Origin of the sequence: Streptomyces sp. NPDC048370 (genome assembly GCF_043200825.1) — a bacterium.
In the GTDB taxonomy this organism is placed as follows: domain Bacteria; phylum Actinomycetota; class Actinomycetes; order Streptomycetales; family Streptomycetaceae; genus Streptomyces.
Genome location: NZ_JBICYI010000018.1, coordinates 1 through 23419, shown reverse-complemented (window position 1 = coordinate 23419; position 23419 = coordinate 1). Strand labels below are relative to the sequence as shown.

14 protein-coding genes and 1 pseudogene are annotated in these 23419 nt (G+C 73.2%); 13 read left to right on the top strand and 2 right to left on the bottom strand.

Annotated features, from left to right (window positions below; all coding sequences use genetic code 11):
* Nucleotides 1–22: 22 nt before the first annotated feature.
* Together ACGFYP_RS30365 and ACGFYP_RS30360 are read right to left on the bottom strand one after the other, a co-directional pair.
* The gene (locus tag ACGFYP_RS30365; protein WP_393500291.1) at nucleotides 23–1357 is read right to left on the bottom strand and encodes a cytochrome P450; all 1335 of its coding nucleotides are present in this window, start codon (nucleotides 1355–1357) and stop codon (nucleotides 23–25) included.
* Between the two features lie 304 nt (nucleotides 1358–1661).
* Nucleotides 1662–2432 (bottom strand): LuxR C-terminal-related transcriptional regulator, encoded by a 771-nt coding sequence (locus ACGFYP_RS30360; RefSeq protein WP_361963779.1) that lies wholly within the window; start codon nucleotides 2430–2432, stop codon nucleotides 1662–1664.
* 364 nt (nucleotides 2433–2796) lie between these two features.
* On the opposite strand from ACGFYP_RS30360, the gene ACGFYP_RS30355 reads away from it, so the two are divergent.
* The 13 genes and pseudogenes from ACGFYP_RS30355 to ACGFYP_RS30295 all read left to right on the top strand — a co-directional run.
* A complete protein-coding gene (locus ACGFYP_RS30355) occupies nucleotides 2797–2982 on the top strand; it encodes a hypothetical protein (RefSeq protein ID WP_393500287.1) in 186 nt (61 codons plus the stop codon).
* Between the two features lie 134 nt (nucleotides 2983–3116).
* Nucleotides 3117–4817, top strand: a complete 1701-nt coding sequence (locus ACGFYP_RS30350; RefSeq protein WP_393500284.1) for a condensation domain-containing protein — start codon at nucleotides 3117–3119, stop codon at nucleotides 4815–4817.
* Complete coding sequence (locus tag ACGFYP_RS30345; protein ID WP_393500281.1) at nucleotides 4814–8269, top strand: amino acid adenylation domain-containing protein; 3456 nt, start codon at nucleotides 4814–4816, stop codon at nucleotides 8267–8269. Before ACGFYP_RS30350 ends, ACGFYP_RS30345 begins: the two co-directional genes overlap by 4 nt.
* A complete protein-coding gene (locus ACGFYP_RS30340; RefSeq protein ID WP_393500278.1) occupies nucleotides 8269–9495 on the top strand; it encodes a cytochrome P450 in 1227 nt (408 codons plus the stop codon). Before ACGFYP_RS30345 ends, ACGFYP_RS30340 begins: the two co-directional genes overlap by 1 nt.
* 1 nt (nucleotide 9496) lies before the next feature.
* On the top strand, nucleotides 9497–13360 hold the full coding sequence (locus tag ACGFYP_RS30335) for a type I polyketide synthase (protein WP_393500275.1): 3864 nt from the start codon (nucleotides 9497–9499) through the stop codon (nucleotides 13358–13360).
* Nucleotides 13357–14829, top strand: coding sequence for an MFS transporter (locus ACGFYP_RS30330; RefSeq protein WP_393500272.1), 1473 nt, complete (start codon nucleotides 13357–13359; stop codon nucleotides 14827–14829). The genes ACGFYP_RS30335 and ACGFYP_RS30330 overlap by 4 nt, the downstream gene beginning before the upstream one ends.
* Nucleotides 14826–16151: a cytochrome P450 gene (locus ACGFYP_RS30325; protein ID WP_393500269.1), complete on the top strand. Its 1326-nt coding sequence runs from the start codon at nucleotides 14826–14828 to the stop codon at nucleotides 16149–16151. The genes ACGFYP_RS30330 and ACGFYP_RS30325 overlap by 4 nt, the downstream gene beginning before the upstream one ends.
* Before the next feature lies 1 nt (nucleotide 16152).
* The gene (locus ACGFYP_RS30320; RefSeq protein WP_393500266.1) at nucleotides 16153–16905 is read left to right on the top strand and encodes a thioesterase II family protein; all 753 of its coding nucleotides are present in this window, start codon (nucleotides 16153–16155) and stop codon (nucleotides 16903–16905) included.
* On the top strand, nucleotides 16896–17720 hold the full coding sequence (locus tag ACGFYP_RS30315) for an SDR family oxidoreductase (protein ID WP_361963797.1): 825 nt from the start codon (nucleotides 16896–16898) through the stop codon (nucleotides 17718–17720). Before ACGFYP_RS30320 ends, ACGFYP_RS30315 begins: the two co-directional genes overlap by 10 nt.
* 54 nt (nucleotides 17721–17774) lie before the next feature.
* The gene (locus ACGFYP_RS30310) at nucleotides 17775–20606 is read left to right on the top strand and encodes an amino acid adenylation domain-containing protein (RefSeq protein ID WP_393500262.1); all 2832 of its coding nucleotides are present in this window, start codon (nucleotides 17775–17777) and stop codon (nucleotides 20604–20606) included.
* Nucleotides 20599–21336, top strand: coding sequence for a 4'-phosphopantetheinyl transferase family protein (locus ACGFYP_RS30305; protein ID WP_393500259.1), 738 nt, complete (start codon nucleotides 20599–20601; stop codon nucleotides 21334–21336). The genes ACGFYP_RS30310 and ACGFYP_RS30305 overlap by 8 nt, the downstream gene beginning before the upstream one ends.
* A gap of 61 nt (nucleotides 21337–21397) precedes the next feature.
* Entirely contained in the window at nucleotides 21398–23305 is a 1908-nt protein-coding gene (locus ACGFYP_RS30300) for a 2-oxoacid:acceptor oxidoreductase subunit alpha (RefSeq protein WP_393500256.1), read from the top strand.
* Nucleotides 23298–23419: pseudogene (locus ACGFYP_RS30295) on the top strand (2-oxoacid:ferredoxin oxidoreductase subunit beta); the annotation flags it as partial. The gene ACGFYP_RS30300 and the pseudogene ACGFYP_RS30295, both read left to right, overlap by 8 nt.

Genomic DNA, 23419 nt, shown 5'->3' with positions numbered 1-23419 from the left:
GGGGACGTCACGCCGGGGGGCGTCACGCCGCCCTCCTCGCCCGGCCGTCGCCGCCGCGCGCGGGCCGGGCCGTGATCGGGATGTGCTTGTAGCCGGAGACGAAGTTGGAGCGCAGCCGCTCGGGGGTGCCGGCGGGCCGGAAGTCCTCGAAGCGGGTGAACAGCTCGTGGTACAGCGTCTTGAGGGTGACGCGGGCGACGCTGTGGCCGATGCAGTAGTGCGGGCCGATGCCGAACGCCAGGTGCTTGTTGGGCTTGCGCCGGATGTCGAACTCGGCTCCGCGCGTGAAGACCCGGTCGTCGCGATTGGCGGAGCCGAGCCAGACGACGACCGCGTCCCCGGCCTTGATCCGCGTGTTGCGGATCTCGATGTCGCGGGTGGCGTACCGCAGGAAGTGGTTGACGGGGGAGGCCCAGCGCAGCGACTCCTCGAGACCGGTGGCGTCGGCCTCCGGGTGGGCGGCCCAGTCCTGCAGCACGCCGGACTCGATGAACTCGGCCATCACGAAGTTCGGCGCGTGCGGGGTGGTGACGTTCGCGCCGAGCAGCAGGCTGTAGCAGTTGGCGACGACCTCGTCGGGCGCCATGTGCCGGCCTTCGAACTCCGTGGAGATCAGGACGCTCAGCAGGTCGTCGCCCAGGTTGTTGCGGCGGAACCGGACGAGGTCCTGGAAGTAGGCGAACAGGTCCCGGTGGGCCGCCTTCAGCGTGGTGTTCCGGCCGCCCGCCTCCTGGTACTCGGGGTCGTCGGCGGCGATGCACACCGTGGTGAGCCGGTTGAGCCAGGACCAGTCCGAGGTGGGCAGGCCCATCATCGTGCCGGTGACCGACATCGGCATGGCGAGCATGGCCTGCGCGAAGTCGAACGTGCCGCCGTCGCCGAGCGGTTCGATGAGCGGTACGACGAGGTCGCGGATCATCTCGCGCTGCCGGTCGACCGACTTGATGGCGAGGGCCTTCTTGAGCCGGCCCTGCATCTCGGTGTGGCGCGGCGGGTCGGTGGCCGCGAGCTGCTTGCCGCTGGCCGGGTCGTCCTGGCCCAGCAGGTCGAGCATGGTGCCGCGCTCGGAGGTGAAGGTCGCCGTGTCACGCAGGACGCGGTCGGAGTCGTCGAAGCGGACGACGTTCCAGAACCAGCGCTCGGCGTCGACCTCGTGGCGGGTCAGGGTGTCGAGGGCGCGCATACGGGCCCAGACCGGGTGCGGGTCGCCGTCGCTGTAGAGCTTCGGGTCGACCAGGTCGAGGGCGTCGGCGGGGCCGGTGGCGGCCGCGTGCATCGGGCAGCCGGGCGGCGGGACGAGCGGGGCTGCGGCGGAGGTGGATGCGGACGTGGACGGTGTGGTGGCGTGGACGGTCAAGACCCGTCTTCCTTTCGCCGGGGCGGGCGGTGGGAACGCGCCATGACACGCGGGCTCGCGGCGTACGGAAAGGACGGCGCGGGGCGCGTGCGGAGAGACGGACCACAGGCCACCGGGATCGACGACCCGGGGCAGGGTCCTGCGTGGCGCGACGGGGAACCAGCCGGTCTGCGCTGTGCTGCGGCCGGAGACGGCCGCGCGGGGGGTGGTGCTGATGGCACAACGTACATGACACCGCGCCGAACGTGAAGCGCCCCCCGGCGCCCCCAGGCCCCGGCACCACCCCACCCCCTCGACCGTCCCGTCACTCCGGGGCGTCGTCCAGGAAGCCGCTCTTGGCGATCAGATAGGCCAGCTGGGCCCGGCTGCGGCTGCCGAAGAGCTCCGCCGCCCACCGCATGTGGTTGGCCACGCTGCGGGTGCTCATGCCGAGGCGGGCCGCGATCGCGTCGTCCGTGTAGCCGTTGACCATGTGCCGCAGGATCGCCCGCCGCACCTCGTCCGTCAGGAGCGGAGGCAGCCGGGTGCTGGGGAAGTTGCGCAGCGGCGAGGCTCGCTGCCAGGCGTGCTCGAAGATGCCCACCAAGTACCGGACCACGCCCGGATGCTCCACGGCGAGCGCGATCTCGCTCCGCTCCGAACTCGGGTCCGGGATGAAGGCGATCTTCCGGTCGCAGACGATCAGCCGGTCGAAGACCTCGTCGAGCGTCCGGACCTCGCCGCCCGCCCGCGCGATGTGCTCCACGTACGTCAGCGTGGGCTGGTGGGAGCGGATCGTGTGCTGGTAGATCGTCCGCTGGGCGACACCCCGCCCGATCGCCTCCAGATCGCTGGCGAGCGCCTTGTCCAGGAGTTCCTGCGGCCGGCCCCCGCCCGGCTGCGCGGTCAGCAACTCCTCTTCGCAGGCGTGTACGGCCGCGGAAAGCGTTGCGCTGATCGCGTCGGCCCCCTGAACGACGCGAATCAGATGGGAATCCCCTTGGCCATAACTGTCGAGATAGATCTCCTGCGCCTGGGCGATGGACGCGCGCATGGTCGCGAGGGCGTTCTTCTTCTCCTCGATGACGCGTTCCATACGGTCCATCTGCGCCCCGGAGGCCAGCCGAGGCGGTATCGGGGCGAGTTCCCCGTCCGGTACCCGCTGGACAAGCCCCAGGTCAAGCAGGCATTGAGGACATTCGCCCGCAGTGGGCCGGTTCGCCAGGGCGTCCGCGTAGTACTGAAGTCCGTTCGCGCAGATCTCGACGGTGCGATCTTCGCTTCCTATGTCCGCTCTCGTGCACATTTCCCCACCCTGCTGGTTTCCGCATTGCAGGATCATCCTCCCCGATCACGGGTGACCCGGCGCGTCAGTACAACGCATGATTCCGGACGGGGAACCACACAGGTCTAAACCATGCACCGTCACTCCGACCACAGTGAAAAGGCAAGGTATAGAGATGTTCAAGCACGCTTCCGTCCGCGCTCTGGCTGCTCTCGCGCTGACGATTCCGGCCATCGCGGGACTGGCCGTCACGACCACCACCGCTCCCGCCACCACCGTCCTGGCCGACTCCCAGTGGGGCCCGACCCCGCCGCCGTCGCCCGTGGCTCCACTCGGCGAGGACGACTCCCAGTGGGGCTGAGACCCCGCGCAACCTGAGCCGCCCCGGTTGACCCGAACGGGTCCCCGGCCGGCGCGGGCCGGCCCGCCGGGCCCTGACCCGGCGATCGCCGCCCCACCCCATCCACCGCTCCCGCAGATTTCGGAGGTCCATTCGTGCTGCCCGCAGCGCCGTACGGTACGTCACCGACCGGACACGTCTGGTATCCGGCCACGAGGGTGCAGCAAGGCATCTGGGTCCTGGACCGGGACGAGCTGCTGCGCCCCACCCAACTGGTCCCCACGGTCGTCGAGTTCACCGGCCCCGTGGACCACGCGGCGCTGGTCTCGGCGGTCGGACGGTCCCTCTCCCGGCACCCCTCGCTCCGCGCCCGCTTCCGGCTCGACGTCAAACGCCGCCAGGTCGAGTACACGACTGACGGCCCGCCGGCCGAGCCCGGCTTCCTCGACGCCGAGGCCGAGGGCTGGGCCGAGGAGGAGGTCGACAACCTCGTACGGGCCCTGTGCTCCGCGCCGTTCGACCTCGCCAAGGACGCGCCCGCCCGGGCGGAGGTCGTGCGCCTCGGACCCGAGCGCACCCTCCTCGTCGTCAACGTGCACCACATCATCTTCGACGGTGTCTCCCGCGGCATGCTCCTCGACGACATCGTCGGCCTCTACCGGGCCGCCGTCGACGGGGTGGAACCGCTCCTGACCACCCCACCGCACCCCGCCTCCGTCGTCGCCGAACGCGACCCGGACGCCATCGCCGAGCAGGTCGCCGAGGTCGTCGACCGGCTGCGCGGCGCACCCGCCGAGGTGCGCCTGCCCTTCGCCCGCACCGCCCACGACGGCACCGAGGAGTCGCTCCTCGGCGCCACCGTCACCACCTCGCTCGACCCCGGGACCACCGCCCGGATCATGGAGGTCGCCGCCCGGGAGGGCTGCACCCCCTTCATGGTCGGCGTCGCGCTCCTCGCCGCCACCCTCGCCCGCACCGGACCCCAGCGGGACTTCCTCATCGCCTTCGCCTGGCCGGGCCGCGACGACCCCGCCACCGCCGATGTGATCGGGATGTTCATGACCACCGTCGTGCTCCGGGTCACCGTCGGGCCCGAGGACACCTGGCACGAGCTGCTCGGCGGCGTACGGATCGCCGGCATGGAGGCCTTCGTCGACAGCGACGTCCCCCTCGACGCGGTCTCCGCCGCCCTCAACCCCGACCGCAACGTCCTGTGGCCGCCACTGTCGCCGGTCCTGGTCAACCTCGACGAGGCGCCCCGGTCCCTGGACCTGGTCCCCGGCACCACCGGCCGACTGCGCCCGCTCGACCCGATGTTCATCAAGTACGACCTGGCCCTGTTCGTCCGTCTCGAGGACACCCCCGACGGACGGCGGCTCGGGCTGTCCCTCGACTACCCGGTCCACGTGTTCGGCACCGGCGACGTCAAGGACTTCCTCAACGATCTGCGGCGCAGCGCCGCGGACCTCGCCACCTTCCCGGAGAATCCCGTGCTCGAAGAGTCCGTACGCCCCCACGCCACCGCCCCGGCCGTCGACCTGGACGACCCGGACGCCCGCCTCGAACTCGTCCGCTCCATCTGGCGCGAGGTCCTGGAGACCGACGAGGTCGCGGACGACGTCAGCTTCTTCGAGTCCGGCGGCGACTCGCTGCTCCTCGTCCTCCTCGTGGAGCGCCTCGGCCAGGTCTCCGGCCGTGAGGTCCGCACCATGGACCTCTTCCGCCAGCCCACCGTCGAGGGCCAGGCCGAGCTGATCGCCGCCGCCGCTGCCCCGGCCGCCGCCCCCGGCGCCGGCGGCGACCGCGCCGCGCTCCTCGCCGCCGCCCGCACCCAGTCCACCGGAGCCGCCCGATGACGGCCCGCGCGCTGGCCGCCGAGGTCCTGGACCTCCCGGACGGCCCGGACGCCTTCGGCGACGAGAGCTTCATCGCCCTCGGCGGCGACTCGCTGCGCGCGATGCGCCTCGCCGCCGTCCTGCAGGAGAAGCTCGGCCTGCGCGTCGCCATCATGGACCTCCTCGGCGACGCCCCCCTCGGCCAGGTGCTCGACGGCGCCACGCCCGTCGCACCCGTAGGGACGGCCCCCACCGAGCTCCTCACCGGCAGCGCCGAACAGGCCCTCACCCCCGCCCAGCGCGGCATGTGGCTCATCGAGCGGGTCGCCGGCGGCTCCCCCTACAACCTCGTCTTCCACTGCTTCACCGAGGGCGCCAGGCTCGACTGCGACCTCCTCACCAAGGCCATCGCCGCCACCGTCGCCCGCCACGAGGGGCTGCGCACCGTCTTCCGCGAGACCGCCGACGACGTGGTCCAGGAGATCCTGCCCGCGCACACCCCCGAACTCGTCGAGCACACCTACGTCGGCCCGGCCGAGGCCTTCGAGAACCAGGTCCGCCGCGAGGGCGCCGACCTCGGCCGCGAGCCCTTCGACCTGGCCGCCGCCCCCGCCTACCGGTTCGGCCACTGGGCCCCCGCCGCCGCCGAGGACGAGCGCGGCGCCCTGGTCCTCGCCGCGCACCACATGGTCCTCGACGGCTACGCCGTCGGACACCTGCTGCGCGAGATATTCGAGACCTACGCCGAACTCGTCGCCGAGGCCGCCCAGGTCGGCCAGGCCGCCCCCCGCGACCTCGGCACCCCGCTGGCCGCCCTCCGCCACCACCAGGAGGAGGCCCGCGCCCGCGGCGCCTGGGACGAGCAGGCCGCGTTCTGGCGCTCCCACCTCGACGGCGTGCCGTCCGTCCTCGAACTCCCCGCCGACCAGCAGCGCCCCGCCGTCCAGGACGGCGCAGGCGACCGCCTCGGCCTCGACCTCGGCCCCGGCGTCACCGATCGGGTCGCCGCACAGGCCCGCGCCCTCGGCATCACCCCGTACGCCTTCCTGCTCGGCGCCTTCGGCCTCACCCTGGCCCGCCGCACCGGCACCCGCCGCCTCCTGGTCGGCGTACCCCTGCTCGGCCGCGGCTCCTCCGAACTGCGCCGGCTCGTCGCCGTCGCAGGCAACCTCGTACCGGTCCGCGTGGACGTCGACGACGACCTCGACGTCGCCGACTACCTGCGCGGGGTGCACCGTTCGCTCGGCGCCGCCATCGACGCCGGCGACCTGCCCTTCGAGGAGCTCGTCGCCCGCCTCGGCGTCGAGCGCAGCCTCGGCTGCCACCCGCTCGTCCAGGTCTGCTTCGGCATGCACGACCAGCTCGTCCCGCGCGAACTGACCGCCGGACCGCTGCGCGTACGCGTCGAGGAGGGCCACGGCGGCGGCTCCCAGTTCGACGTGACGATGCTCATCGGCCACGCCGACCCGTCGTACGCGGGCCACCTGGAGTACGCCACGAGCGTCTGGCGCCAGGCCGAGGCGGAGGCGTTCGTCGCCGACTTCCGCGCCGCCGTCGCCCAGCTCGCCGACGCCCCCGAAGCCCGGCTCGAAGACGTCCGGGGCATCTCCGTGGAGAGCCGCGCGCTCCTGGACGAGATCAACGAGAGCGGCCGGGACTTCCCCGTCACCTCCCTCGACGCCCTCTTCCGCGAGGTGGCCGCGCGCGAGCCGGGCGCCGTCGCCGTCCGCGACGCCACGCACACCCTGACGTACGGTCAGCTCGAAGAGGCCGCCGCCGAACAGGCCCGGCTGCTGCTCACCGCCGGCGTACGGCCGGGGGACCGGGTCCTCGTCGGCGTGGAGCGCTCGGTGGCCGAGGCCGTCGCCGTCCTCGGCGTGGCCTGGGCGGGCGCCGCGTACGTCGGCATCGACCCCTCGCTGCCCGACAGCCACGTGACGAAGATCCTGGAGCGGGCGCGGCCGACCGCCGCCCTCACAGGACCCGTCGACTCCACCGTCGCCGAGCGCTTCGCAGGCCTCGGCGTCCCCGCCGTCGCGACCTGGGAGCCCGACTGGCGGCCAGGCCCTGCCGACGCCGTGCCCATCCCGCCCGCCGACCCGGCGCGCCTCGCGTACGTCGCCTTCACCTCCGGCTCCACCGGCCTGCCCAAGGGCGTGTGCGTACCGCACCGGGCCGTCATCCGCCTGGTCCACGAGGCCGGTTACGTCCGCCTCGGCGCGGGAGAGCGGATGCTGCGGCTCTCCCCGCTCTCCTTCGACGCCTCCACCCTGGAGCTGTGGGGCGCCCTGCTCACCGGCGCCTCCCTCGAAGTGCACCCGGCCGGCCTCGCCTCACCGACCGAGCTGGGCGCCTTCCTCCAGGAGCGCGGCGTCACCGTCGCCTGGCTGACCGCCGGACTCTTCCGCCTCGTCGAGGAGTTCGCCCCGGACTCCCTGGGCGGCCTGCGCCAGCTCCTGACCGGCGGGGACGTGGTGCCCCACGAGCACACCGCCCGTCTGCTGGCCCGGCACCCCGGCATCGTCCTCACCAACGGCTACGGACCGACCGAGAACACCACCTTCACCACCACCCACTCCGTGGCGCGCGTGGAGGACGTCGACGGACCGCTGCCCATCGGCCGCCCGGTCCCCGGCACCCGCGTGTACGTCCTCGACGCCCGGCGCCGCCAGCTCCCGCCCGGCGCGGTCGGCGAGCTCTACACCAGCGGCGCCGGCCTCGCCGACGGCTACCTCGGCGACGAGAAGGAGACGGCCCGCGTCTTCGGGAACCTCTCCCCGGACGTGCCCGAGCGCCTCTACCGCACCGGCGACCTCGTCCGCGTCGACACCAGCGGCCGCGTCCGCTTCCTCGGCCGCGCCGACGACCAGGTCAAACTGCGCGGCTACCGCGTCGAGCTGAGCGCCATCAGCGACGTCCTCGCCGCGCACGCCGAGGTGCAGGACGCCGTCGTGATCGTCACCGACGGCGACGGCGCCGAGAAGCGGCTCGTGGCCGCCGTGGTCCTCGCGCCGGGTGCGGCCGTCGACGCGGCGGGCCTGCGCGAACTGCTCGCGCAGACGCTGCCCTCCTACATGGTCCCGAACCTGTGGGCCGTGGTGGACCGACTGCCGGTCACCGCCAACGGCAAGGTCGACCGGCGCGCGCTCGCCGCGGTGGCGGGCCCGGCGAAGCGATCCTCTTCCGCCGCACCGGCAGTGGAGGAGGCCGCCCCGGCACCGGTCGTCCCGGTACCCGCGGGTGTGTCCCTGGGGCGCATCGCCGAGCTGTTCGACGGCGTCATCGAGGGCGAGCCCCTCACCGACGTCACCGAGGACACCGACTTCTTCATGATCGGTGGCAACTCCCTCGGCGCCGTACGCCTGATGCGCAAGGTCAAGCAGGAGCTGGGCGCGAACGTACGGCTGCGGGACTTCCTGCTGTCGCCCACGCCCGCAGGCCTCGGCGCGCTCATCGAGAAGGCCGCGGAGTGATGACCCGTACCGCGGCACCGGTCCCGGCGCCGTCCCTCGCGGACGGCGTCCGGGCGCCGGAGTGGGACGAAGGACTCGACTGCTGGGTCGTGGCCGACCCGCGCCTGGCCCAGCAGGTCCTCAACCACCCCGGCTTCGCCTCAGGGACCTTCGAGCGCTCCTTCCAGCTCTACATGACGGACGCGGCCCGCGCCGAGTACCGGGAGCTCACCGAGTTCCTGCGGCTGTGGTTCGTCCAGGCCGACGCCCCCGAGCACATGGCGCTGCGGCGCCCGGTCCAGCGCATGCTGTCCGCCTCGTACGTACGCTCGCTCGCGCCGCGCATCGAGGAGATCACGGACGAGTGCCTGACCGAACTGGCCGCCGCCGACCGCCCGCAGGACCTCGTGCCGGCCGTGGCCGAGGGCATCTCGGGCAAGGTCATGGCGCACGTCGTCGGCGTCGACGTGCCCCCGCCCGTCCTGCACCGCTGGTCGCGGACCCTGTCGCTGTTCATCGGCGCCATGTACCGCCGCGACCACGCGCTGGCCGCGCACCGGGTGATGGAGGAGATGTCCGAGGCGCTCGTCGGCGCCCGGGCCCTGGAGGGCTTCCCCACCGACACCCCCGAGGACCGGGCCAGGACCACCGCGACCTGGGCCATGTGTCTCTTCGGCGGCCTGGAGACCACGGCCTCGCTGCTCGGCTCCACGGTCCTGACCGCCCTCGGTGACCAGAACCTCTGGGAGACCGTCAAGCGCGACGAGCCGGGCGCGGTCACCGACCTCGTCGAGTCGGTGCTCGTCCGCAAGCCGCCGCTGCGGCACCTCGGCCGGGTCGTCGCGTACGACCAGGAGTTCGCGGGGGCGCGGCTGAGCGAGGGCGACCTCGTCCTTGTGAGCCTGACGGGGCAGGGGCCGCTCGACGAGGTCGAGGAGGAGGTCCCGGAGACCGGCCCGGCGGTCTGCCCGGTGACCGGAGCGGTCGCGGGTGCGGCCGACACGCCTGCCGCGACCCCCGCGACTCCCGCCGCGCTCGCGGCGGGCGAGCGGAACCTCGTCTTCGGTCACGGCCCGCACTACTGCGTCGGCGCGCCGCTGGCCCGCCTGGAGGCGGCCGTCCTGCTGCGCCGCCTCGCCGCGCGGTTCCCGCACGCCCGCCTGTCCGACGAGGCCGCCGTCTGGGGTCCCAACCTCAGCTACGTCGGTCTCGACCACCTGTACGTCGACCTGGGCGGAGAAGTCTGACATGTCCCTCGAAGACGCCGTCGCCGTCGTCGGCATGGCCTGCCGGCTGCCCGGCGCGCCCGACGTCCGCGCCTTCCGCGCGCTGCTGCGGAAGGGCCGGGACGGCATCAGCCGCCCCACCCGCGACGAGGTGCTCGCGCGCGGGGTGGACCCCGCGTACGCGGGCCGGGAGAACTTCGTACCGGCCATGGGCGTCATCGAGGACTCCCGCCGCTTCGACTGGTCCTTCTTCCGGTACAGCCGGGCGGAGGCGGCCGCGATGGACCCGCAGCAGCGGGTCTTCCTGGAGTGCGCGGCCACGGCCGTCGACGACGCCGGGCTCGACCCCGTACGGTTCCGCGGCCGGATCGGCGTCTACGCGGGCGCCGACCGCTCGGGGCCGGGCCGCAACGACGCGGCCCTGAGCGAACTGGCCCGGTACATCGGGCGGGAGAAGGACTTCGTCGCCACCCGGGTGGCGTACAAGCTCGGCCTGCGCGGGCCCGCGATCACCGTGCAGACCGCCTGCTCCACCTCGCTGACCGCCGTCCACCTCGCGGTGGGCGCGCTGCGGGGCGGCGACTGCGACGCGGCCCTCGCGGGCGGCGTCACAGTGATGCCGGCCGGCGAGTGGGGCTACCTCTTCGAACCCGGCGGGATCCTGGCGCCGGACGGGCACTGCCGTCCGTTCGACGCCAGGTCCGCGGGGACCGTGCCCAGCGAGGGCGTGGGCGTGGTCGTGCTCAAGCGGCTCGCCGACGCGCTGCGCGACGGCGACCGGATCGCCGCCGTCATCGCGGGCACGGCCGTCAACAACGACGGCGCGGACAAGATGGCGTACACCGCGCCCTCCGCCGGCGGCCAGAGCGAGGTCATCCGCGCCGCCCTGGACGCGGCCGGGCTGCCCGCCACCGCGATCGGACACGTGGAGGCGCACGGAACGGCCACCCAGCTGGGCGACCCCATCGAGGTGCAGGCGCTCACCGAGGTCTTCGGGCCGGCGAGCGAGGGCACCGGCTGGTGCGCGCTCGGCGCCGTCAAGGGCCACGTCGGCCACACCGGGGCGGCGGCCGGCGTGACGGGCCTGATCAAGACGGCCCTGATGCTGGAACACCGCGAGATCTACCCGACGGCCCACTACACGAGCGCCAACCCGCTCCTCGAACTGGAGCGTTCGCCGTTCAAGGTCGCCGAGTCCCTCGGCCCGTGGGAACTCCGCACGGGCCAGGAGCGGCGGGCCGGAGCGGTCAGCTCGTTCGGCGTCGGCGGCACCAACGCGCACGCGGTGCTGACCGAGGCGCCGACGGTCCCGCCGTCGCGTCGGCGCGCCGGGGGGCGCGTCGACGGGGCCGCGGGGCGAGTCGGTGGGGCCGCGGTGCCGGTCACCGGGCCGCGTCTGCTGCCGCTGTCCGGGTACACCCCGGCCTCCCTCGCGCGCCTGGACGACGCTCTGGCGGATCGTTTCGCCGAAGCGACCACCGATCCCGACAGCCCCGAACTCGGGCACGAACTCGAACTCGACGCGGTGGCCCTGACCCTGGCCGGCCGTCGCGTCCACCGACACCGTCAGGCCGTGGTCGTACGCGACCACGCCCACGCGGCGGAGGCGCTGCGCGCGGCGAGCGGTGCGGCCGAACGGCTCGGCACCCCCGGGCGGTTGGGCAAGGTGGCCTTCCTCTTCCCGGGGCAGGGCACCCTCAAGAGCGCCGCGGGCGAGGCCGCGTACCGGCTGCTGCCGGAGTTCCGCGCGGCCTTCGACGAGATCCGTAAGATCGCGTACGACGACTGCGGCGTGGACCTGGATCCGGTGATCGTCCCGGTGGAGGTGGACGAGCCGGCCGAGGCCCCGGACGCCGACGACTGGTACGCGGACACCGTCCACCAGCAACTCGGCCTCTTCGCCCTCGGCTTCGCCTTCGGGCGCCAGCTGGCCGCGTGGGGCGTCACCCCGCACGCCATGCTCGGCAACAGCATCGGCGAGTACGCCGCCGCCGCGCTCGCCGAGGTGTGGCCCCTGCCCGACGCCGTCGGCCTGGTCCATCGCCGGGCCGTGGCCATGCGCGACGCGGGACCCGGCCGGATGGCCGTGGTCGAGGCGGCCCCCGCCGACGTCGAGGCCAGGCTGCCCGTCGACAGCGGTGTCACCGTCGCCGTACGCGGAAACGGTTCGGCGGTCCTCTCGGGCCCCGAAACCGCCATGGACTCCCTTCTCGCGGGGGACGCGCTCACCGGACTGCGCGTCACCCCCGTCCACACCCGGCGGGCCTTCCACTCGCCGGCCATGAACTCGGCAGCCGAGGCGGTGCGGGACCATCTGTCGTCGATGCCCGCCCGCCCGCCACGGCTGCCGTACATCTCCAACACCACGGGCGACTGGGCCGATCCCGAGTCCGTGGTCGCCCCCGGCCACTGGGCCGCGCACCTGCGCGAGCCGGTCAGGCTCGACGCCGGTACCGCCACCCTGCTGGCCGCCGGCTGCACGACGTACCTGGAACTGGGCCCCGGCGGCTCGATGACCGGCTCCCTGCGGGTCGCGCCCGGCTGGAACCCCCGCCACCGGACCGTACGGCTCGCCCCCGGCGGGCGGGTCGACGCCGAGACAGGGCTGCTCGACGCGATCGGCGCCCTCTGGGAACTCGGCGTGGACCGCGCCCTGGACCCGGTCCTGGAGACCCGGTACGCCGACCCCGAGTCCCGGCCCGTACGGTGCTCGCTGCCCGCGCACCCGCTCCTGGGCGGGGACCCGGACCCGGATCCGGAACCGGCACCGGGTGCGGGCCGGGGAACGGGCGCGCACCGGGAAACGGGCGCGCACCGGGGAACGGGTGCGCACCGGGAAACGGGTGCGCGCCGCCCGGGGGGTCCGGCGACGCCCGGTCGGGCCAAGGACCCGGCGGCGCGCGGAGCCCTGCGGCCCGTCCTGGAAGAGATCTGGCGTCAGACCCTCGGCGTGGCCGCCGTGGGCGACGGAGACGACTTCTTCGTCCTCGGTGGCGAGTCGTTGCTCGCCCTCGCGCTCACCACCGCCGTCCGCGAACGGCTCGGCGCGGAGGTCTCCGTCACCGAGTTCGCCCTGAAGGGCACCTTCGCCGGACTCGTCGAGCTCGTCGAGCGACGGATGCCCGGCCGGACCGACGCCGTCACCGCGCTGCCCCCCGGCGTGGTCACCCTGCGGGAGGGCGCCGGACGCCCTGTCTTCCTCGTCGTGGACGCCCTCGGAAACGCCCTGCCCTACCGGGAGTTGGCGGCCAGGCTCGCCCTCGACGGCGACCGCCCGGTCCTTGCCCTGGAGCGGGACGCGTCCCGGGGCGGCACGATCCGCACCCTCGCCGCCGCGCACGCCCGCACCCTGCTGCGGGCCCAGCCGACGGGGCCGTACACGCTCGGCGGCTGGTCCTTCGGCGCCGTCGTCGCGCACGAGACCGCCCGGCTGCTCATCCGCCAGGGGCGGGAGGTGGACCTGCTGGTCTCCCTCGACGGCTACGTACCCGACACCCGCCCGCTGCCCGTCGCCGCCGCCCCGGACTTCCTGCTCGGCGGGGTACGGGCCGGCCTCGACACCCTGCTCGGCGTCGGCCCGACGGCGGGACCGTTCCGCCGCGACCCCCAGGCGCGCCGCCGGTTCCTCACCGGCCAGGCGGCCGTACTGGCCCACCGGCCGGTCCCGGTGACCTGCCCGGCCGTGCTGTTCAAGGCGGACGCGGACCCGGAGGCGGCCGCCCGGCTCGCACGACGCCTGGCGGGCCTCTACCCGGCGGGGCTGCGCGTGGTCCCGGTCGCGGGCGACCACTGGTCGATGCTCCGGCCCCCGTACGTCGACGAGCTCGCGGCACGCCTCGACGAGGCACTCACAGCGGACGAACACAAGGAGAGGGAGGACTCATGACGGTCTCGCAGACACCGCCCGGCAGTACGGCGGACGAGGAGAAGGTCGTACCGCCGGACGGAGGACAGGACGCAGGGCAGGACGTACGGCAGGACAAGGAGCCGGGCGAGAAGCAGGCCGAGAAGCCGGGCGAGAAGCCGCTCCTGAAGAACCGCGACTTCCAGGCGCTGTGGACCAGCGAGGCGTTCGCCGCGCTCGCCAAGGAGACCGCGGAGGTGGCGTACCCGCTGCTCATCCTGGCCTCCACCGGCTCCGCCTTCTACGCGGGCGCGGTCGGTTCGGCGCAGCTCATCACCGCCAGCCTGCTCTCCATCCCCGGCGGCACGCTCGCGGACCGCATGGACCGCCGGCTGCTGATGATCATCTGCAACCTGGTCCGGGTCGTGCTGCTCGGCGTGTTCAGCCTGCTGATCTTCGCCGACCAGACCCACCCCGTCCTGGTCTTCGCCGTCGCGGTCGGCTCGGCCGCCTGTCTCGGCATCTCCAACCCCACGGGACTCGCCGCCATCAAGCAGCTCGTCCCGCCCTCCCAGCTCACCCAGGCCACCGCCCAGAACCAGGTCCGCTACTTCGCGGCGACCATGGGCGGCCCGCCCGTCGGCGGCGCCCTCTTCGGCGTGGCGCGCGCGTTCCCGTTCCTGAGCGCCTCGATCGGCTTCCTCGTCTCCACCGTCCTGCTGCTGTTCATCCGCAAGCCGATGAAGGTGGAGCAGATCTCCCCGGGGGAGAAGCGCAACACCGCCGAGGGCTTCAAGATCCTGGCCAACCAGCCGGTCCTGCGCCTGCTGATCGTCTGGATCATGGGCTCGAACATGGCGTTCACCCACTCCGGCGTCTTCCTCGCCCTGATCGCCACCGCCGAGAGCCGGGGCGCCTCCGCGAGCTTCACCGGCATGCTGCTGTCCATCGCCGGTATCGGCGGCCTTGTCGGCTCGCTCGTCGCGGGACCGGTCATCAAGAAGGTCGCCCCGGCGAAGCTCTTCCTGGCCGCCGCCTGGATCGGGCCCGTGGCCGCGATCCTGCTCGCCAACGTCTCCGGGCTCATCCCCCTCGGCATCATCGTCGCCTGCGTGTTCCTGCGCGGTCCCATCACCAGCGCGCTCTTCCTCGCCTACCTCGCGGCGATGGTGCCCGACAAGGCGCAGGGCCGGGTCCTGGGCGCCGTGATGTTCATGTCGATGATCGCCGCGCCCGTCGGCGTCTTCGCCATCGGCACCGTCTTCGACACGGCCGGCCCGGTCTGGGTGTTCACCGTCATGGCCGTCGTCTCCGGCCTGGCCGCCCTGCCCACCCTCAGCCCGCGCATCCGCAACCTCGCGCCCCCGGAGGCGTACGCGGACACGGCGCAGGCCGACGCGGCACCCACCGCTGAAGCGTCGGACTCCGACACCAAGCGTTCCGACACCAAGCGTTCCGACACCAAGCGTTCCGACGACAAGCGTTCCGACAAGGAAGGAGAAACCCGATGACCACCGAGCTGCCCCGCACCACGGACCAGCTTCCCCCCGAGTTCTTCACCGCCCCCGAGGGCAACGACCTCCACACCGGCAACGCCAAGCTGCGCGCCAGTGGTTGCCCGGTCCACGCGATCAACTACCCGGTGGGCGGCGAGGGTTACGTCGTCTCCGACTACGAGACCACGCTCAAGGCCTTCAGCGACCCCCGCCTCTCGAAGCAGATCGACAACGCCCCGGCCTGGTTCCGGGACCTCGTCAAGGACGCAAGTCCCGTACTGATCCGCAACATGCTCACCGCCGACCCGCCGGAGCACACCCGGCTGCGCAAGCTCGTCAGCCGGGCCTTCGTACCGCGCCGGATGGAGCTGCTCCGCCCGCGCATCCAGGAGATCACCGACGAGCTCATCGACGCCCTGCCCGAGCACGGCGAAGCGAACCTGATGGAGTTCGCCTTCTCCCTGCCGATGCGGGTCATCTGCGAGTTCCTCGGCGTCCCGGTCGCCGACCGGCCGCAGCTGCACAGCTGGGGCAACTGGCTCAGCGGCGCCCCGTACCCGGACGCCGAGTCCAACGAGAAGCTCAAGGACGCCAGCGAGAACATCGAGCGCTACCTGCTCGACCTGCTCGCCGACCGGCGCGCCGACCTCGGCGACGATCTGGTCAGCATCCTGCTGCGGGCCGCCGACGAGGAGGGCCGCTTCACCAACGACGAGCTGGTCTCCACCCTCGTCCTGCTGATCATCGCCGGTCACAAGACCACCGCCAACCTCATCGGCAACGGCGTCCAGGCCCTGCTCACCCACCCCGACCAGCTCGAACTGCTCCGCTCCCGGCCCGATCTGGCCGGCTCGGCGGTCGAGGAGTTCCTGCGCTTCGAGTCCCCGGTCTACCGGGGCACCCTGCGGGTCGCCGCCGAGGACATGGAGATCGGCGGCTGCCCGATCCCCAAGGAGGCCTTCGTCCACCTGCTCATGGGCTCCGCCAACCGCGACCCCGAGGCGTTCGAGGACCCGGACCGGCTCGACATCACCCGCAGCGCCAACCGCCACCTCGCCTTCGGCCAGGGCCCGCACTTCTGCGTCGGCGCGCCGCTCTCCCGGGTCGAGGGCCAGATAGCCTTCACGACCCTTCTGCGCCGCCTCCCCGGGCTGCGCCTGGCCGTGCCGGCCGAGGAGCTCGAGTGGCTCTTCGACAACTCCACCAGCCGTGGCCTGGTGAAGCTTCCGATCACCTACGACGTCCGCCTGCCGGCCGACGCACCCGAGCCCGAGGCCGCCGACGCCACCGTCGACGCGACCGCCACGGCGACCGTCGACCAGATCGGGGAACGCTGACATGTCCGACCGCACCACGCTCGTCTGCCTGCCCTTCGCCGGCGCCGGAGCCTCCTTCTACCGCCCCTGGCAGCGTCACGCCGAGCCGCTCGGCCTCGACGTCCTGCCGCTTCAGCTCCCTGGCCGCGAACGCCTCATCGACGAGGAGCCGTTCCGCGACGCGCACGCCGCCGCCGACGCCCTCCACGCCGACCTCCTGACGGCCCTCGCCGCCCTGCCCGACGAGGCTCGTCCGCGGCGGGTCGCCCTGTTCGGCCACAGCCTCGGCGCGGTCCTCGCGTACGAGCTGGCCCGCCGCCTCGCGACCACCCCGGACGTACGGCTCGTCCGGCTGTTCGCCAGCGGCTCCCCGCACCCGGCCGAGCCGCGCGCCGCCCGCGCGACCGGCCTCGACGACGACGCGTTCCTGGCGCGCGTCAACGAGTTCGCCGGCTACGCGGACGAGGCCCTCGACGACCCCGAGCTGCGCGAGCTGGTCCTGCCCACGCTCCGCGCCGACGTGGAGATGCACGAGTCGTACGTACCCGCCGACGACCGGCTCCTCGCGGTCCCGGTGACCACCCTGCGCGGTACGGCGGACACCCTCGTCCGCCGCTCCGAGGCCGAGGCGTGGGACCGCACCACGGACGCCGGCCACCGCCACGTCGAACTGGACGGCGGCCACATGTACCTCACCGAGTCGGCGCCTGACCTGCTCCGGATCGTCGCCGAGGAGCTGGCGAAGTCGGCCGAGGAGGCGGAGCTGTGCGTCTGACCGGCAAGACCGTCCTCGTCACCGGCGCCGCCCGTGGCCTCGGGCGGGCGACCGCCGTCGCCTGCGCCGCCGAGGGCGCCGACCTCGCGCTCCTGGACCTCTGCGAGGACCTCGACGGCGTGCCGTACCCGCTGGGCACCCGTGGCCAGCTGGAGCACACCGCCACGCTCTGCCGCAAGAACGGCGCCGCCGTGCTCACCGCCGCCTGCGACGTCCGCGACCTGTCCTCCGTGGAGGCCGCGGTGGCCCTCGCCGAGGAGCGCTTCGGCCAGATCGACGCCGCCGTCAACAACGCGGGGATCGCGGCCCCTTCGGGCCGTCCCGCGCACGAGATCGGCGAGGACGAGTGGGCGTTGATGATCGACGTCGACCTGTCCGGCGCCTGGCGGGTGATCCGTACGGTCGCGGGGGCGATGAGCGCCCGCCGCTCCGGCTCCATCGTCAACATCGCCTCGACCGCAGGACTGGTCGGCTACCGGCACTTCGCCGGTTACGTCGCCGCCAAGCACGGCCTGGTCGGCCTGACGAAGGCCGCGGCGCTCGACTACGCGCCCACCAAGGTCCGGGTCAACGCCGTCTGCCCCGGCTCGGTGCGCGACGACTCGACCGCCGAGGGCCGGATGCTCGCGGAGATCGCCCGCGCCCTGGAGGTCGAGGTGGGCGAGCACGAGCAGACGTTCACCGAGGCGCAGCCGATGAACGCCCTGATCGAGCCGGAGGACGTCGCCGCCGCCGTCGTCTACCTCGTCTCGGACGACGCCCGCCAGGTGACCGGCTCCGTGCTGACCGTGGACGGCGGGTTCACCGCGCGCTGACCGTGCGGGACCAGCAGTTGTGACCGTTGTGAGAGTTGAGAGGGAGGACACCCCATGGTGGGTGAGCGTTGCCACGCCCTACGGGTCCGGCTGAGCAGCCGGGTGACCGCCGCCGAGCTGACCGCCCGGCTGGGCGCGGTGGGCCCCTGGCGGCTGTGGGTGGAGGACGTCGCGGCAGGCTCGGACGAGCCGGCGGCCCTGCGCCGCAGGCAGACCGAGCTGAACCGGCCGACCCCGGCCGTACGGTGCGTGCTGCTGCGCCACGCGGACGGCGTCGAGGACCTGGTCGTCGTCGCCGACCGTTCGGTACTCGACCGGAACGCCCTCACCGGCCTGGCCGCCGTCCTGGCCGCCGGGGCGGCGGCCGAGGGTGTCACGACGGCCGGTTCCGAGGCCGCCACCACCCAGTCCGCGACCACCCAGTCCGCGACCACCCAGCCCGTCGCCGCGGGCCCGGCACCGGACTGGGGCGGCGGCACGAGCGGCTCCGGCGCCTGGGGGACCCGTTCCCTCGACCTGCCCGCCGGGGCCGACCCGTCCGCGCTGCTCGCCGCCCTCGCCCTCACCCTGCACCGCTACGAGGGCCACGGCGCCACCGGCGACATCACGCTCGCCACCGACCGGCGCGGAGCCCTCGCCTGCGCGATCCCGGCGGACACCACGCTCGCCTCGCTGCTCGCCGCCGTACCGTCACCGACGGACCGCCCGGTGACCGCGGGTCTCCTCGAACCGGCGGTGGGGGAGGGGCCGTTCCCTTACGCGGGGGCGTCTTCGGGGGAGTACCTGCCCTGCCTCGCACCGCCGTTCCCGCTCACGGTCACGGTGCTGCCGGGCGGGGGAGAGGGCGGCGGCCGGCTCTGGGCCGCGTACCGCCGCAGTCACTTCTCACCCGAGATCGTCGACGGCTTCCTGCGCCATCTCGCCCATGTCCTCCGCCAGTTCGGCGAGACCCCGGCTCTCCCCGCCGACGACGCCGAACTCCTCGACGCCGCCGAGCGCGAGCGCGTCGCCGCCCTCGGCCGACCGGACGCCGTCCTGTCCGGCACCCCGGAGCGGCTCACCGACGTCTTCGCGCGGATGGCCGCCGCCCGCCCGGACGCCCCGGCGGTCGGGGACGGTACGACGACCCTCACGTACCGCGAACTCGACCGCCTGGCCGACCGGTTGGCCCACGGCCTCGTGGCGCGCGGGGTGGCGCCGGGCGACCGGGTCGGCATCTGCCTGGAGCGCACCAACGAGATCGTCGCGGCCATGCTCGGCGTACTCAAGGCGGGCGCGGCCTACGTGCCCACCGACCCTGCCTACCCGGCCGACCGCCTCGCCCACACCGCGCAGGACGCCGGCCTGGAGCTCGTGATCACCCGGCACGCGGAGTACCCGGCCGACGCGGGCACGCCCGTCACGCCCGACGACCTCCTGACGACCGTACCGGCCGGGTCGGTCGAGTCGGTCGAGTCTGATGGGTCGGTCGAACTGCCGGGGGTCGGCGGCCCGGACGACCCGGCGTACGTCATCTACACCTCCGGCTCCACCGGCCGCCCCAAGGGCGTCGTCGTCCCGCACCGCAACGTCGTCGCGCTCATCGACGCGACGCGTGCCGAGTACGGGCTCGGCCAGGACGACGTCTGGACGTTCTTCCACTCCGGCGCGTTCGACTTCTCCGTCTGGGAGATCTGGGGCTGCCTGCTGACCGGCGGACGGCTCGTCGTCGTCCCGTACGTCGTCTCCCGTGAGCCCGAGGAGTTCCGCGACCTGCTTCGGCGCGAGCGCGTCACGGTCCTGAGCCAGACGCCCTCCGCCTTCTCCCAGCTCCTGGAGACCGACCACGCCCCGCTCGCCGTACGGCTCGTCGTCTTCGGCGGCGAGCCGCTGGACGCCCGCATGCTGCTGCGCTGGTTCGACCGGCATCCCGAGGACGAGTGCCGCATGGTCAACATGTTCGGCATCACCGAGACGACCGTGCACGTCACCGCACAGACGCTCACCCGCGAACTGTCCCTCGCCGGTTCGAGGTCCGTCGGCCCCGCGCTGCCCGGCTGGCACCTGTACGTGACCGACGCGCGCGGCAGGCTCGTCCCGCCCGGCGTCACGGGCGAGATCCGCGTCGGCGGCGCGGGCGTGGCCCTCGGCTACCTCGGTCAACCCGAGCTGACGGCCGCCCGCTTCACCGCCGACCCGTACGCGGAGGGCCGCCAGTACCACAGCGGCGACCTCGGCCGGCTGCGCCCCGACGGCACCCTCGAACACCTCGGTCGGATCGACAGCCAGGTCAAGATTCGCGGCTTCCGCATCGAGCTGGACGAGATCCGTTCCGTACTCCTGGAGGACTCCGACGTCCGCGCGGCGGCCGTGGTGGTGCGGCGCGACGACCCGTCGGACCCCGCGACCGCCCGCCTCGACGCCTATGTCGTCCCGGCGGACCTCGACCCCGTAGGGGTACGCAAGCGGGCCGCGACCGTCCTGCCCGCCTACATGCTCCCGGCGACCGTCACCCCGCTCGACTCCCTGCCGCTGACCACCAACGGCAAGCTGGACGCGGACCGACTGCCGGAGCCGACGCGGACGGCGACGCCCCCGCCGGTCGCCGCGGCGGCGGCGGGCGAGGCCGAGGGCGAGGGCAAGGCGGCGGTGCTCCAGGAGGTCTGGTCGGCGATGCTCGGCACGCCGGTCGGCCTGGACGACGACTTCTTCGAGCTCGGCGGCAACTCCCTCCTCGCGGTGCGGATCAGCGCCGCGCTGCGCGGTCGCGGACTGCCCGCCGTACCGCTGCGGGACCTGTTCCGCACGCCCACGATCCGCGAACTCGCCGAGGTCGGCGGGGCCGGTGGGGTTAGCGGGACCGGTGGGGCCGGCATGGCCGGTGGGGTCGGCGGCGTCGATGGCTGAGATCCTCGGCGTATCCCGTCCCGTCTTCCCCACCCTCCACATTCCGGAGGGCACCCTTCCGGAGCCGGGCCGGCCGCCCAGCGGCGGCGAGGTGGCCCTGTGGTGGCTGGACACGGACCGCGAGATCGTCGGCGGCCACCCGGTGGCGGCCGAGGAGGTGCCCCTGAGCCCCGAGGAACGGGAACGGTCGGCCCGCCTGCGCCGTCCCGGCGACCGGCACCGCTACCGGGCCGCGCACATCGGGCTGCGCCTGGTCCTCGGCGGGTACACGGGGCTCGCCCCGGAGGCGCTCGGCCTGGTCCGTGAGGAGTGCCCGTGCTGCGGCGCGCCGCACGGCCGGCCCGCGCTGGCCGACGGCGGCCCGCACTTCTCGCTCTCGCACAGCGACGGGCTCGCCCTGATCGCCGTCTCGGGGCTCCGGGTGGGCGCCGACGTCGAGGGCCTCCCGCGCCCGGCCATCACCGACGAACTCCTGCCCTCCCTGCACCCGCGCGAGCAGAGCGCGCTGCGCGCCATGCCGGACGCGGTCCGCCCCGGGGCGCTGGCCCGGGTGTGGACGCGCAAGGAGGCGTACCTGAAGGCGACAGGTGTCGGCCTCGCGTACGGCGTCGCCGACCCGTACGTGGGCGTGTCCGACGTACCGGCCGAGGTGGGCGACTTCACCCTCCACGACGTACCGACCCCCTTGCCGTCGTACGCGGCGGCCATCGCCCTCGCCGCGGCCGACTGAGCGGGCAAGCGCCGCTCTCCCCACCTCGTTCTCCCTCCTCATCTCCCCTAAGGACATCCCCATGACGCTTCTCGACCCGGCGGACGCCGGTGTGTTGAGCGAGCGGGCACCGATCCACAAAGAGGTGCGCCGACTCGATCGGGTGATCATCCGGTTCGCCGGTGACTCCGGTGACGGTATGCAGCTGACGGGTGACAGGTTCACCTCGGAGACGGCGTCGTTCGGGAACGACCTGTCCACGCTGCCGAACTTCCCGGCCGAGATCAGGGCTCCTGCCGGCACGCTGCCGGGTGTTTCCTCGTTCCAGCTGCACTTCGCCGACCACGACATCCTGACCCCGGGGGATGCCCCGAACGTGCTGGTCGCGATGAATCCGGCCGCGTTGAAGGCGAACATCGGCGATGTGCCGCGTGGCGGCGAGATCATCGTGAACACGGACGAGTTCGCCAAGCGCGCGATGGCCAAGGTCGGCTACGACACCTCGCCCCTGGAAGACGGCTCCCTGGACGCCTACCACGTCCACCCGGTGCCGCTCACGACCCTCACGATCGAGGCGCTGAAGGATTTCGGGCTGTCCCGGAAGGAGGCCGAGCGCTCGAAGAACATGTTCGCGCTCGGGCTGCTGTCCTGGATGTACCACCGGCCCACCGAAGGCACGGAGAAGTTCCTGCGGCAGAAGTTCGCGAAGAAGCCGCAGATCGCGGAGGCGAACATCGCGGCCTTCAGGGCGGGTTGGAACTTCGGCGAAACCACCGAGAGCTTTGCGGTGTCCTACGAAGTGGCCCCGGCGACGAAGGCGTTCCCGGCCGGCACGTACCGCAATATCTCAGGCAACCTGGCTCTCTCGTACGGGCTCATCGCGGCGGGGCAGCAGGCGGACCTACCGCTGTATCTGGGGTCGTATCCGATCACTCCGGCGTCGGACATCCTGCATGAGCTGAGCCGGCACAAGAACTTCGGTGTGCGGACGTTCCAGGCCGAGGACGAGATCGCCGGTATCGGCGCCGCGCTGGGCGCCGCCTTCGGTGGTTCGCTGGCCGTCACGACCACGTCGGGGCCGGGTGTGGCGCTGAAGTCGGAGACGATCGGTCTGGCGGTGTCGTTGGAGCTGCCGTTGCTGATCGTGGACATCCAGCGTGGTGGGCCTTCGACGGGTCTGCCGACGAAGACCGAGCAGGCGGACCTGCTGCAGGCGATGTACGGCCGTAACGGCGAGGCCCCGGTGCCGGTGGTGGCGCCGAGGACTCCGGCGGACTGCTTCGACGCGGCCATCGAGGCCGCCCGGATCGCCCTGGAGTACCGCACCCCGGTCTTCCTGCTCTCCGACGGCTACCTCGCCAACGGCTCCGAGCCCTGGCGGATCCCCGACACCGACGAACTCCCCGATCTGCGGGTCCAGTTCGCCACCGGCCCCAACCACGAACTCGCCGACGGCACCGAAGTCTTCTGGCCCTACAAGCGCGATCCGCAGACCCTGGCCCGCCCGTGGGCCGTCCCCGGCACCCCCGGCCTCGAACACCGCATCGGCGGCATCGAGAAACAGGACGGTACGGGCAACATCTCCTACGACCCGGCCAACCACGAGTTCATGGTCCGCACCCGCCAGGCCAAGATCGACGGCATCACCGTCCCCGACATCGAGGTCGACGACCCCGACAGCGCCACAACCCTGGTCCTCGGCTGGGGTTCCACCTACGGGCCGATCACCGCCGCCGTCCGCCGCCTGCGCCGCGAGGGGCACCCCATCGCCCAGACCCACCTGCGCCACCTCAACCCCTTCCCGAGGAACCTCGGAGACGTACTCAAGAGGTACGAGAAGGTCGTCGTGCCGGAGATGAACCTCGGCCAGCTCGCCACACTCGTACGGGCGAAGTACCTGGTCGACGCCCGCTCGCACACCCAGGTCAACGGCATGCCGTTCAAGGCCGAGCAGCTCGCTTCGGCGCTCAAGGAGGCCATCGATGAGTGAGACGCTCCTGAACCTCGTGCCGAAGGCCGAAGCCAAGCAGTCGATGAAGGACTTCAAGTCCGACCAGGAAGTCCGCTGGTGCCCCGGCTGCGGCGACTACGCGGTCCTCGCCGC

What these genes read in the sequence shown, in the direction of transcription:
- ACGFYP_RS30335 (WP_393500275.1), top strand. Translation starts at nt 9,497, where the DNA reads ATGTCCCTCGAAGACGCCGTCGCCGTCGTCGGCATGGCCTGCCGGCTG.
- ACGFYP_RS30360 (WP_361963779.1), bottom strand. Translation starts at nt 2,432, where the DNA reads ATGGAACGCGTCATCGAGGAGAAGAAGAACGCCCTCGCGACCATGCGC.
- ACGFYP_RS30310 (WP_393500262.1), top strand. Translation starts at nt 17,775, where the DNA reads ATGGTGGGTGAGCGTTGCCACGCCCTACGGGTCCGGCTGAGCAGCCGG.
- ACGFYP_RS30355 (WP_393500287.1), top strand. Translation starts at nt 2,797, where the DNA reads ATGTTCAAGCACGCTTCCGTCCGCGCTCTGGCTGCTCTCGCGCTGACG.
- ACGFYP_RS30325 (WP_393500269.1), top strand. Translation starts at nt 14,826, where the DNA reads ATGACCACCGAGCTGCCCCGCACCACGGACCAGCTTCCCCCCGAGTTC.
- ACGFYP_RS30345 (WP_393500281.1), top strand. Translation starts at nt 4,814, where the DNA reads ATGACGGCCCGCGCGCTGGCCGCCGAGGTCCTGGACCTCCCGGACGGC.
- ACGFYP_RS30340 (WP_393500278.1), top strand. Translation starts at nt 8,269, where the DNA reads ATGACCCGTACCGCGGCACCGGTCCCGGCGCCGTCCCTCGCGGACGGC.
- ACGFYP_RS30320 (WP_393500266.1), top strand. Translation starts at nt 16,153, where the DNA reads ATGTCCGACCGCACCACGCTCGTCTGCCTGCCCTTCGCCGGCGCCGGA.
- ACGFYP_RS30330 (WP_393500272.1), top strand. Translation starts at nt 13,357, where the DNA reads ATGACGGTCTCGCAGACACCGCCCGGCAGTACGGCGGACGAGGAGAAG.
- ACGFYP_RS30300 (WP_393500256.1), top strand. Translation starts at nt 21,398, where the DNA reads ATGACGCTTCTCGACCCGGCGGACGCCGGTGTGTTGAGCGAGCGGGCA.
- ACGFYP_RS30305 (WP_393500259.1), top strand. Translation starts at nt 20,599, where the DNA reads ATGGCTGAGATCCTCGGCGTATCCCGTCCCGTCTTCCCCACCCTCCAC.